Annotated in this window: 11 protein-coding genes; 5 read left to right on the top strand and 6 right to left on the bottom strand. The window is 37.8% G+C overall.

Going from position 1 to position 11,619, the window contains the following annotated elements:
• Positions 1 to 26: 26 nt before the first annotated feature.
• From CH354_RS00920 to CH354_RS00905, 4 genes are all read right to left on the bottom strand, one after another.
• A complete protein-coding gene (locus CH354_RS00920; RefSeq protein WP_100716339.1) occupies positions 27 to 323 on the bottom strand; it encodes a hypothetical protein in 297 nt (98 codons plus the stop codon).
• A 25-nt stretch (positions 324 to 348) separates the two neighbouring features.
• The gene (gene lnt / locus CH354_RS00915) at positions 349 to 1,971 is read right to left on the bottom strand and encodes an apolipoprotein N-acyltransferase (RefSeq protein ID WP_100726299.1); all 1,623 of its coding nucleotides are present in this window, start codon (positions 1,969 to 1,971) and stop codon (positions 349 to 351) included.
• Entirely contained in the window at positions 1,940 to 2,965 is a 1,026-nt protein-coding gene (locus tag CH354_RS00910; RefSeq protein ID WP_243395907.1) for a lipase chaperone family protein, read from the bottom strand. Before CH354_RS00910 ends, lnt begins: the two co-directional genes overlap by 32 nt.
• Positions 2,966 to 3,090: 125 nt before the next feature.
• Positions 3,091 to 4,020 carry an esterase/lipase family protein gene (locus CH354_RS00905; protein ID WP_100716342.1) on the bottom strand — a complete coding sequence of 310 codons (930 nt, stop codon included), beginning with the start codon at positions 4,018 to 4,020 and terminating at the stop codon, positions 3,091 to 3,093.
• A gap of 216 nt (positions 4,021 to 4,236) precedes the next feature.
• On the opposite strand from CH354_RS00905, the gene CH354_RS00900 reads away from it, so the two are divergent.
• Positions 4,237 to 4,944, top strand: coding sequence for a TetR/AcrR family transcriptional regulator (locus tag CH354_RS00900; protein WP_100726301.1), 708 nt, complete (start codon positions 4,237 to 4,239; stop codon positions 4,942 to 4,944).
• A gap of 56 nt (positions 4,945 to 5,000) precedes the next feature.
• On the top strand, positions 5,001 to 6,653 hold the full coding sequence (locus tag CH354_RS00895) for a TPM domain-containing protein (RefSeq protein ID WP_100726302.1): 1,653 nt from the start codon (positions 5,001 to 5,003) through the stop codon (positions 6,651 to 6,653).
• A gap of 60 nt (positions 6,654 to 6,713) precedes the next feature.
• Here CH354_RS00895 and CH354_RS00890 read toward each other — a convergent pair whose 3' ends face one another.
• Positions 6,714 to 7,184, bottom strand: a complete 471-nt coding sequence (locus CH354_RS00890) for a GNAT family N-acetyltransferase (protein WP_100726303.1) — start codon at positions 7,182 to 7,184, stop codon at positions 6,714 to 6,716.
• Positions 7,185 to 8,585: a glycine--tRNA ligase gene (locus CH354_RS00885; RefSeq protein ID WP_165780322.1), complete on the bottom strand. Its 1,401-nt coding sequence runs from the start codon at positions 8,583 to 8,585 to the stop codon at positions 7,185 to 7,187.
• 63 nt (positions 8,586 to 8,648) lie between these two features.
• Here CH354_RS00885 and CH354_RS00880 point away from each other — a divergent pair, with 63 nt between their 5' ends.
• Genes CH354_RS00880 through CH354_RS00870 form a run of 3 tightly spaced genes read left to right on the top strand, consistent with a single transcriptional unit; the run spans position 8,649 to position 11,619 of the window.
• Positions 8,649 to 10,457 carry an energy transducer TonB family protein gene (locus tag CH354_RS00880; protein ID WP_100766261.1) on the top strand — a complete coding sequence of 603 codons (1,809 nt, stop codon included), beginning with the start codon at positions 8,649 to 8,651 and terminating at the stop codon, positions 10,455 to 10,457.
• A complete protein-coding gene (locus tag CH354_RS00875; RefSeq protein WP_100726305.1) occupies positions 10,454 to 11,218 on the top strand; it encodes a PrsW family glutamic-type intramembrane protease in 765 nt (254 codons plus the stop codon). Before CH354_RS00880 ends, CH354_RS00875 begins: the two co-directional genes overlap by 4 nt.
• Positions 11,215 to 11,619 carry a hypothetical protein gene (locus CH354_RS00870; protein ID WP_100716349.1) on the top strand — a complete coding sequence of 135 codons (405 nt, stop codon included), beginning with the start codon at positions 11,215 to 11,217 and terminating at the stop codon, positions 11,617 to 11,619. The genes CH354_RS00875 and CH354_RS00870 overlap by 4 nt, the downstream gene beginning before the upstream one ends.

The following is an 11,619-nucleotide window of genomic DNA, read 5'->3' as shown; positions in this document are numbered from 1 at the left end:
GAAGGAGAATCGATTCGGGGAATCGCTTACTTTTTTTCACCAGCAGTCATTTCTGGATCAGTGACTTTGATTTTGTTTTTAAAATCCCATTTGCGAAAAGGGGAAACTGCATCCAATCTTTCTTGGGTGACAAAGAACAAACGTTCTCCATATTTCACAAGCCCACCCTTGTAGTATGCATATTTCGTTTTGTGGTCAACGGTTCCCACTTCAACTACCTTATTCCAATCTTCGCAAGTCTTTAACGATGGTACCTTTCTAAGATACAACTCCTTAATTGAGTTTTCTTTGACTGCATCGCGAAGTATTTTTTCCCATTCCATATTCGAATAGCCTTTCTATCCTATGCTAAATTTCAATTTCATTTTTCTTTTTATGCGAGTGGAATGCTCTTGGACTCGTGAAAAATGCAAAAAATAAGCTAAAAAGAGCCATGAACCTCCAAGGATAGGGTCCAATTTGTAAATAGGGAGTCTCTCTCCGTGTGGAAACGGTCATCACATCTAAATAGGCGATTGCTTTTTGAAAGACAGGTAATTCCCCCATCATCTCTCTTCCCCAAGGATCATATGCTGTTGTGATCCCTGATACAGCGGCTCGAACGTAGGGCCTTCCTGTTTCAATCGCTCTTAACCTTCCCGCACCAGCATGTTGTTTTGTTTCCGTATGGCTTTCAAACCATGAGTCATTTGTGAGATTGATGATTAGCTCTGAAGGGGAATGTTTTACCATATGTCTAACAAATTCTGGATACAAAACTTCATAACAAATGAGAGGCGTCAAAATCACAGACTCATTGGATTTGGTTTGGATGTTTTGAGATGAAAATTCACCATATGGAATATGGTGGCTTACTTCGGGGAATAGGTATTTTAAGAAAGGCAGTTTATCTTCGAAAGGAAGGTATTCTCCAAATGGTAAAAGGATGTGTTTGTATCGCCTATCTATTTGTAAGGTGATTGGATGTAGTGTACTAAATGAATTTCTGGATCCTTGGTCCCAGACGAGTTCATTGAAAATTAGTGTAGTATTCGCCTTCCTGACAAGATTGGTTGTAATATCTACAAAACTTTGGCTATAAGTTGAGTTTGTATGATCAGATGGCAATGTACCTAAAAAAGGAATGGAAGATTCTGGTAAAACAATCACATCGATTGGTTTTGGAGCATTGCGTATGGCTTCCTCTGAAAGATTATAAACATCTTGTAAGGTTTTAGTCATAAAATCAAAGTTTTCTCTGATTTCATTTTTCGCATATGGTGTGTTTGGTTGGACTAAAACCATATGTAGGTTTTTTCCTGATGGGATCGTTTCTGCCAAAAAATATAAATTGGTAGAGAAAATAAAAAAAATCGGAGCCAAGTATAATATTGATTCTTTCCAATTGGAAATTTTATGGCTCACCATCAGGTAAAGTAAAGATACGGAAACAACGGAAACGACACCAAGCACCTCGGTTCCAAAACGTGCCATCTGGCGCCAAAGGATTTGGTTTCGGAAGAGATCACCCCAATACACAGGAAAAATCATAGGGCAGATCCAATCTGAAATCAGGAAAAGAGCAGGGAAAATCAAAAGATAAAACTTTGTTTCGCTTACCAAACGATATTTCTGTACGAAATAAGCGGAAACAAATACCACTCCAATTTTATAAAATGATAGAATCGCGTATAGTAAGAAGAGAATGGATGTGACAAAGTTCCCTTGTGAAGAAATATTTTTGATCGCACTCCACATCCAATAAAACGAAGTAAATGTTACCAAAAAGGAAAAAAGAACGGTACAAAGAATCGCAAAACGGAATGTTCCCACTCGAATGATTTCTTTTGTGACGAGGAGAATGAATAAGACACACACAAACCCTGCGGTGACAAAACCGTAAGGCTCAAGAGAGAGTGCAAAACCTATAGCAGCTAACGCTGTGTAAGTGAAGTAGGAATTAATTCCCGGAATTTTTGAGTGAATTCTCATATTCCAATCGGCGAGAGTATTCTTCTGCGAGTTCTTTGTTGCCAAAGGTCTTGATACGAAGTTCCATTAATTTTTTCTCTTTTTCTGCATTCGATAAATTTGGATTGTTTTTGAGTAAGTTTTTTTCTTCAATTTCTAATTTTGAAATTTTTTCTTCCTCTTCTTTCATTTCTCTCAATACTTTTTCCATTCGTTCATTTCCATCTTTGCCGAAATAACGAGTTCGTACTTCACGTTCCTTTGATTCACGTTCTGCACCAGAGAGTTTATTCAATTCGTTTTGTCTCAGGTCCATTTCAGTTTCAAATTTATCATACTGAGGTTCACGACTCACTACGGCATTGTAATAAGCCCCGAAGGATTTTTTGCGATATTCTTCATACAATCGGATACGTTCTTCTGCTTTTAGGTTTTTTGTTTCCTCTAAAAAATTCTTACGATTAAAACTAAAATCAGCAGTGGCTTCTTCTAATCCAAATATCAGATCAGCATCTTCCTTGGAAAAATATTTCCTTCTGAGTTGTTTGATTTGTTCGTAACGTTCGGCATTGGTGAATGCCTTGGAACTTGGATCAAGTTGTACCATAGCTTCTTCATATTTCAAATAATTGGTTAAGAGATTTAAGAGTTTTTTTGCGTCTTCACCAGAATATTCATTTTGGATGAATGCTTTGATGTATTCGTGGCATTGTTCTCTGGTGCTACCTTCCGGGCATTGACGGCGTAAATTCCATAATTCAGAAATTAAATTTAGATCACCTGACTTGGCTTTGGCGATGATCTCATCAAACCGCAAAAACTGACCATCGGGTGAAAAAATTGATTTCGCAGATTCTAAATAAAAAGGATCCACAGAAAAACCATCACTTTGGGTGCGAAAAAAAGACTCAGCTTTGTCATTTGGGTTTTCTTCATTGGAAGATCCAAATTCATTCGTTTTTGTGAATTGATATATCACAATGACAAAGACAATCACAATAGCGCCGAAACTCAAAAATCGAAGGTATTTTGTATGCATAGGGATAGTGGTGAAGTAAAGTAAAGGTTAGAAAATGGGATCTGAAAACAAAAAAACCCAAGGCGAAGCCTTAGGTTTTCTAAAAAATGAACAGAAGTAGATTATTGGTTCGCCTTCATGTTGGAAGCCATATTCATATAAAATCCTTCTACATCATACCATAAACTTCCAGAACGAAGTGTATTGGATACTTGTAAGTGGTCAACTCCAGTAGTCAAGATTCCATAGGAAGGACCTCCTTTCCAAGTTCCCCATTTTTGAGAAGAAAGTGGAACAAGACCATCGTTTGTTGCCCCTTGTCCTTGGAAAAGTCCACCAGCAGCACATGCTGGGTGTAAAATCCCCATCAGTGGGTGTTGGATCAAATCAGGTAGAGTGATGTAAGAACCATATGAGAAATATTTCACACCTGATTGGTTAGGAGTATAGGAGTTAAAAGTAGATAATCCTTCTTTGGTAAGAGAAGAAAGAGCCGCTAGTGCATTTTGTTGGTTGGTTCCACCATACACTACTTTGACGAGAGTTTCTACAATGCTTGCTACAAAGGGTTGGATCCAACCTGGTAGAACAGTTTTAATGATATCAGCAATTGGTGATCCATAATGAGGAGTATTGAGTGTAGTGAGGGTTGCCACTCGACTAGAAAGTCCTAAGTTGGAAACCATATAACGACTATCGAGACCACCTTGCGAATGACCAAGGATATGGAATTTGCCAGAATAATTAGTGGCTGCTGCATAAGTTAAGATGGCAGCTTTTAATTCAGCTGCTCTCACTTCATTGGAGTTAGCTGCTGTTTTTGATGGAGCGTATACGGTTGCCCCTTGGCTTCTGAGGTAGTCATCTGTTCCGCCCCAATAGTTGACAATACTAATGATCCCGCCTGAATTTTCGCCCCATCCAAAAAGACCATGTGATAAGATGATCGGGTAGGTTCCCGCAAGTGGTTTAGAAGAAGAACCAGAACTCGCAAGAACTGGGGTTGCCAACATGGCAGTTACAAAAAAGGCCAAAAGACTTTTTCGAATCATAAATATTTCACCTCTGAATTTTCTAAGATAAAATTGTGGCAATTTGACTTATGTGGGGCAAGAAAATTTTTTTATGACAAATAAAAAAATGGCAAAAATATGTCATAATTGAACATGTTCAAAAAGGGGAAAGTTCCCTGAATACTAATTGAACGTGTTCAATTTTTTAGAATTAGGACTTTCTGTTCTCAAATTTTTTTTTAACCAGAGTACACAATGCCAAACTCAATGAACGTACAAGTGAAACTAGGACAAACAAAATCAGTCACAAAAAAGGCACAAACCAAACAAAAGATTTTTCGAACAGCGATTGTCCTATTTCAAAAAGAAGGGTATGAAACAACAACAATGCGAATGATAGCAAAGGAAGCCAAAGTTTCATTGGGTCTAACCTATTACCATTTCCAATCCAAAGAAGATTTGGTATTAGAATTTTATAAGAGTTCTCAAAAGGAATTGATCAGACAATCGGAACAGTTTTTCAAAACAACAAAAGATTTTAAGGCGCGTTATAAGTTTATCATCACTACTCAATTGGAGCTTTTTACCCATCACAAAAAATTTTTACAGGTCCTTGCAAGGCAAGCAGGAGATCCAACGTATCCTCTCTCTCCATTTAGTTCTGAAAGTGAAAGTTTGCGTGAAGAAGCTGTTGGAATCATCAGACATGCTATGATGAGTTCCAATACAAAATTACGAGAGGACTTAAGTAAAGTTTTACCTGATCTTCTATGGATGCAACAGATGGGGATTTTATTTTTTTGGTTAAGTGATCCTTCTAAATCGTTCCAGAACACAAAATTGATGATCCATGATTCTTTGGATCTTACTTTTAAACTCATCAAACTTTCCAATTTCCCACTCTTCAAAAACGTAATGGGACCCATCTTTCGGATGGTCAAACTTGCAAAATTTAAATCATAAATAGTTTCGAAAACACTACTTGCCAAATACGGAAAATTTGGTAGAGTCTTAACCCTATGTTATGGAATCCGAAAACTACCTTCCAATTCCTTTTCACAATTTATTTGGTTAATCTCATTTGTTTGACACCAGTATTTGCAAAAGAGACCAAAATCCTCACTTCACCCATCACAGATGAAGTTGGAATCTTAAGTTCTTCACAAGTCACTCACTTACAATCGGTGATATCCGATATCGAATCCAAAACTGGTGCGCAAGTATTTTTATACATCATTGAAAGTTTAGAAGGAGAAAATTTAGAGTCCTATTCCCTCCAGGTTGCCGAACAATCAAAAATTGGGCAAAAAGGAAAAGACAATGGTGTGTTAGTATTACTTTCAGTAGGTGATCGTAAGGTTAGGATTGAAGTTGGGTATGGTTTAGAAGAAACATTAACAGATGTATTGTGCAATCGAATTATCAGAAACATCATGATCCCAGAATTCAAAAAAGGAGATATTCCCAATGGAATTCTACTTGGTTATGATGCGATAACATTAATCCTATTTGGTGATGCTGATTCCAACCCCAATTTACAAACGAATTATCCAGATGGTATTGGTACAGCTTTTTCCAATGACAATACGGTAACAAATATTGGGATATCAATCGTTGTATTGGTTGTTTCTGGGATTGGGTATTTCCTTTTGACTGATGGGAAAAAATTCAAACGTAAAATTTGGTTGGATGTATTGTATGGTGGAGTCGTAGTAGCGGGACTTGTTTACTTCTTACCAGATGCTGTTTTTTATTTTTTTTGCTTTGGCATTGTTGCCTTAAATTTATACTTATTGTATGGGCTTTGGGAATGGTTTTCGTATCCACTTGCAATATTCTCCCTGCTCTTTTGGATTCCGTTTTTGCAATTTAGTTTTCATGCGGAATGGATCGTGCTCTTTTGGGTCATCGGAATCATTGGTGGGATACTGCTATTCATTAAATTGGCGTTAGATGAAGTTTTGATTCAATCTTATAAAAATTTTGCAAAACGATTGGGATTTTCAGCAAGTGGATTATTTTTCCATTCAATTGCCGTTTTAAGTTTATGGTATAGCATCCAATCTATATTGAATCAGGAACGTTTGTTTACCATTTTATACTACCAAGGATTGATTCTTTTTACCATCTATGGATTATCCATTTCGGTTTTTCAAAAACATGCACTACGTTATGGAATAGCCTTTCTTCTTTGGTTAAGCGTAGTTGCTGGGATTTTCTTTTTTTGGCCAACGGGGGGGAATACCTCTCCTCAAATTGATTTCTGTAATGTATTTAATTCCTTCCAATGGTTTTTCTGTTTGGTGTTAGGTTATGTTTTGGCAAAATCCATCCAAGTGAAGTCCTGGAAGACAAGGGCTCTAAAGTATGGTTTCATCTCTCTTGTGTGGACATTTGGATTTTCCATTGAAGGGATATTAGGGTTTAAAGATTCCTTCAATTTTTCGATTTCTACCTTTATTTTTTCCTATTTTGTGTTACTTCTCCTTCATTTCTTTTATACGATTTGGGAAGAAAGTGACGGTAGTTCCTATTCTTCATACTCATCAAGTTCAAGTTCTTCTTCCAGTTATACAAGTTCCTCTAGTTCTTATCGATCCAGCTCAAGTTCTAGTTCTAGTGGTGGTGGCGGAGGGAGTTTTGGAGGAGGAGGGAGTTCTGGAAGTTGGTAAAACCATTTGGAAAATCCATCTGAACGAAATGATTGAGTCTATAACTTGAGTGTCAATTCCTCAATTCACGAGTCGTTTGCGGTAACGGATGTAAAATGGCTCAAAACTTGATTTGTTCCAAAACTGGATGGCCTCTTCGTTTTTTAATATGGCTCGAAGTTCAATCGCGGGAATGTTTTTTTCCAAACACCAAAGATCCACATCTTGCAAGAGTTCAGACATATAGCCTTTTTTCTTTTTTCCTAATTTGGTGACAGCAAGGTCAATAAAGAGACTTCTTTCTTCTTCGAGGTGGGGTTTTTCTTCAATCCTTCCAATGACAAGAGAAACAAGTTCCTCTTCCACAAAATACCCACGCATGTACACTTTACCTGTACCAATCAACTTAAAATAGATATCTGTGAATTTGGTAGCGGCGCGGGGACGAATACGGAAAAGTCCATCTAACTCGAGTTCGTTTACCTTTCGGAAAAACTGATTCACGAGTTCGATGGTTTGGTTTCTATCTGATTCGATTAAATCGCGGATCAATTATACCATTCTTTGGATGAGGTATGATTTAATTTCTGAAACTGGAATTCGTTCTTGTTTCATAGAATCTCTTTCTCGAATGGTCACTGTTCCATCACTCATGGTATCATAATCAACTGTGATACAGAATGGAGTTCCAATTTCATCATGACGGCGGTAACGTTTCCCTATCGCACCACTTTCATCATAGTCGACATACCAATGGTTCCGAAGATCCGCATAAATTTCTTTTGCTTTGGCATCGAGTCCGTCTTTTTTCATCAGAGGAAAGATGGCAACCTTCATGGGGCTCACTCGTTTTCCAAAACGTAAAACAGTACGAATGTCATCTTTTTCTAATTTTTCTTCTTCGTAGGCATCGCATAACACTGCGAGGAAGAGACGGTTGAGGCCAAGTGCTGGTTCGACAACATAGGGGAGGTATTTTTTCTTTTGGTCTAAGTCGTGATACTTTAGATCTTCGGATGAAAATTTTTCGTGTTGTGTTAGGTCATAGTCTGTTCGAGAAGCAATACCCCAAAGTTCTCCCCAACCAAACGGGTATTTGTATTCGATATCACTTGTGGAATCACTATAAAAGGAAAGTTCTTCCTTTTCATGTTCTCTCACTCGTAGGTTTTCTTTTTTTAAACCGACTACATTCACAAGCCAGTCCATGCAGTAGTCTACCCAATACTTGAACCATTCTTTTTGCGTTCCTGGTTCACAGAAAAATTCCATTTCCATCTGTTCGAACTCACGAGTGCGAAAGATAAATTGGCGTGCCATGATTTCGTTACGGAACGATTTCCCAATTTGAGCAATTCCAAAGGGAACTTTTTTCCGCGCAATCTGTGTTACATTTTTAAAATTGATAAAAATCCCTTGTGCCGTTTCTGGACGAAGGTAAATGTCAGTTGCACCTTCCTCGGAAGCACCATGAGAAGTTTTAAACATCAAATTGAATTGCCTTGCGTCGGTGAAACTGCCAACCGTTCCACAAGTAGGGCAGGCATAGGCTTTTTCGCGGATGGTGTTTGTTAACTCTTCTAAACTTTTCCCAGTTGCCGCACCTTCTCCTTCTTTATCCTCTAAAAATTTGTCCACACGCACTCGGGTTTTGCATTTTTTGCAATCCATCAGTGGGTCATTAAAATTGGAGATATGGCCAGAAGCTTCCCAAACTCGAGGGTGGAGGAGGATAGAAGAGTCGAGTCCCAATACATCATCCCGACGGTGGACAAAATACTCCCACCAAAGGCGTTTTAAATTAGTAAGGACTTCAATCCCATTGGGACCATAGTCAAAGGTATTGGAGAGGCCTCCGTAAATTTCGGATCCCGGGAAAACAAAGCCTCTTCTTTTGGAGACTGCGACTATGGGTTTAAGCGACTGTTCTTCTTTCTCTTTCGGCTGTGCCATATCCGCCAAATTTTTTGTTTTCCATGAAAATTCAAAGTATTTTCCTTGAGATAAGACTAAAGAATGGATTCGGCAAACTCTCAATACCTCTCACCCTGGGCAAAAAAATCCTTAACGTTTTTCCTTTGGCTCTCTCCACTTTTCAGTTTGGGACCATTTTTGGCATTTGGGATCCTATTTGCTTTCCCTAAGGAATTTCGCCTCCGCCTAAAAGCAATCGCAGTGATCGCAGTTTACATTCTCAATTGGATTTTGTTTTACCCTGTTGAGTTATTACATCGTTCTAGTATGGAATGGGAGGGAATGATCAATGCATTTTTAGCACAGGATGGCACAACCTTCCGATTGAAGTTTGGGTTTTTTATCGTTTGTTTCCTTTTCCTCCTATCCAATTACCTACACAGCCTTTTTCGAAATCGGAAACGAGAATTGGTAAGACAGGTCCGAGCCAATCGAGAATTTCCAAATTCCCAAATCCGAACGGAGATGAGAGTAAGAGATTCCAAATTTGATACCATTTTGCTTGTGCTTGTCCTTGCACTTGTATTCCAATATTTATTTTTATACATTACCGAATCCCTAAACCCACAAAAGAATTTATCACCTCTCGCGCCACTTTACGACGTTCATCAGTTTGTATTTAATTATTCTATTTCGATTTGTATTTTACTATTTAGTTTTAATCGAAACAAAATTCCTTCACTTCTCGCGAAACCTTATCTTCGTTATATGGAAGGAATTCGTATCCGTGAAAGTTGGAAACAAGCTGTTAAAACTGAAGGAAAGTTCCCACTTCGATTAGAACTCATCATCAAACAAAAAGCAAAATTCAATGATCAAATATTGCCAGGGTTTGGTCATATTTATGTTTATGAATATTGGCGTGGTTTTCCCATTTTATTCCTTACACTATTATTATACTTATTTTCTGCAGTTTGGGTATTTTCTTATATCAGTCCGATTTTTGGGATTCAGTTCCTCGCTGGTTTTGGATTAAAACCTGGAATTCCCGACAAAGATTTTTTTATTTCATCACAAAACATTGCATATGCGGTCTTTTCCCTCGCTGCATTAGTAGGATTGTATTTTTACTCGGCAATGATTTTAGAGAAGTCTTTCAGTTTAGAAAATTTAGGAATTAAAAAAGACAAAGATGGTGAATCGGAACCTTTTTTTAAACCAGGCTTACGAAAAGGATTTCGAAACGTTTTACCACTCTCATTACTCTTCCACTTGGTATTACTTTGTTTGGTGTTTCTGATTCCTATCAGTATCCAACGTGGTAAAAAAAAGGAACAATCTGCCCAAAAGAATGACCACTTCCGACCTGAAAAGATGGAGTTTTATTTCATCGATCCGAATGTCCCAGATGATACCCAAGGTTTGAATGGGGGAGTCATCACAGGAAACGAAACCGAAAACAAGGAAAAGGGCGAAAAGATTTCCAATGAGAAAGTAGCGGACAATGGACCTGTGAAAGGTTATATCAAAAAAATCCGTGGGAAAAAAGTCCCTCCCACTTATTCCAATTATATCTCTGCAAAAATGAGGATTCCTGAAAGTTATATGGACTACTGGGCAAAAGCCCCCCATCCTTATTCGAGTGTTGTTGCGTATACGATCACTCAAGATGGTGATGTTATTGATGTCGAACTTGTAGAAGCATCTGATTACCCAGACCAAGACTTAAGGACCTTACAACTTGTGGAGAGTTTGGGACCACTTATGCCTCCACCAGGCACAAAAAGTGACATTCGTGTCACCGAACTATTTTGGAATGGACCCATTGACCCTGAGTTTGTTCCTACTCCTTTACAAAAAGAAATGATCAACTTGTTTGACGGCCGTTATATGGAAGAGATACCCGAATGAAAGAAATGGGAACCTTTGATTATTTGATTGGTGCAGCTACAGTGTTTCCATGGGCAGTTGTCATTTGGAAGGCTTACAAACCGAAAAAAGGGTGGCAAGAGGTCATAGGAATCCTCTTTGCTTTGGTATTTGGTTGGTTAGCTACCGACTTAATCTTGAGATTACACCCCATCCTTTGGCCAGAGACAGATTTTTCTCCTAAAAAAAAGGTAAGTTTACTCACACAAACTGCTCATTTAGCGTTTATCCAAGCAGGAATCACAGAAGAAACGTTCAAAATTTTCTTTATCATGGTATTGTCTTTTGTATTGGGATATGATCGCAAAACAAAAGAATTTTCACCAAGTGTTGTATTATTCGGCGGATTTGTGGCAATGGGATTTTCCTTTATTGAAAACACACATTATATCTTCCGTGAACCGGAAGAAAAAAAATTAAATCTTTTCATCGCAAGGACCATCCATTCCTCTAATATCCATCTTTTGATCAATTTGTGTTTTTCTATGTTCTTACTGAAAAGTAACTTAAAACAAGATTTGAGTGCGAAACGATTGATCGTCATTTTTGGATTTGTACTTGCTGTTTTGCAACATGGTGTGGTCGATTTTTTACTCATCCCAGGTGCCACCATTGGACTTTGGATTTCAACTGCGATGTTTGTTGGGATCTGGGTTTGGGTAGTTACCGATTGGAGAATTTACGTGATTGAAAAAAAAAGCCAATCGAACCTAAATGAACCAAGTGAAGTACCTGTAATATGAAATATTGGACTGTGATTTTCTTTTTCCTAGCACTTATACAAGTAGTTGATGCTGCACATCCTAAGTTGATGAAATCAGATAACAATAAATGTTCTCACTTCCAAACTGGAATTTTTGATAACAAATGTCAGTCGGGGCATAACTCCCAGTTTAAACGATATGCAACTTACCAAGTACAAGAATATAATTCTATGTATCTCAAAGAAAAAATTGTTTGGAATGGTCCATGTTCTTTTACACTTACCCTAATGGAAACGAATGATCCTGAAATTTCGGATTTTATTGGGGGTACGATCAAAGTGAAGATGGTTAAGGTAGAAAAAAATAAATACCAAACCCAAGAACTTGGAAATTCTGGCAAAACATCCTCGTGTATAGAAACTAAACTTGGAGAATTATAA

The organism is Leptospira levettii (assembly GCF_002812085.1).
GTDB lineage: Bacteria > Spirochaetota > Leptospiria > Leptospirales > Leptospiraceae > Leptospira_A > Leptospira_A levettii.
This window is presented reverse-complemented; position numbering and strand designations above follow the sequence as displayed.

Excerpts from the sequence above, each read along its gene's own strand:
- CH354_RS00920 (WP_100716339.1), bottom strand. The coding sequence starts at position 323 with ATGGAATGGGAAAAAATACTTCGCGATGCAGTCAAAGAAAACTCAATT.
- lnt (WP_100726299.1), bottom strand. The coding sequence starts at position 1,971 with ATGAGAATTCACTCAAAAATTCCGGGAATTAATTCCTACTTCACTTAC.
- CH354_RS00905 (WP_100716342.1), bottom strand. The coding sequence starts at position 4,020 with ATGATTCGAAAAAGTCTTTTGGCCTTTTTTGTAACTGCCATGTTGGCA.
- CH354_RS00900 (WP_100726301.1), top strand. The coding sequence starts at position 4,237 with ATGCCAAACTCAATGAACGTACAAGTGAAACTAGGACAAACAAAATCA.
- CH354_RS00895 (WP_100726302.1), top strand. The coding sequence starts at position 5,001 with ATGTTATGGAATCCGAAAACTACCTTCCAATTCCTTTTCACAATTTAT.
- CH354_RS00885 (WP_165780322.1), bottom strand. The coding sequence starts at position 8,585 with ATGGCACAGCCGAAAGAGAAAGAAGAACAGTCGCTTAAACCCATAGTC.
- CH354_RS00880 (WP_100766261.1), top strand. The coding sequence starts at position 8,649 with ATGGATTCGGCAAACTCTCAATACCTCTCACCCTGGGCAAAAAAATCC.
- CH354_RS00875 (WP_100726305.1), top strand. The coding sequence starts at position 10,454 with ATGAAAGAAATGGGAACCTTTGATTATTTGATTGGTGCAGCTACAGTG.
- CH354_RS00870 (WP_100716349.1), top strand. The coding sequence starts at position 11,215 with ATGAAATATTGGACTGTGATTTTCTTTTTCCTAGCACTTATACAAGTA.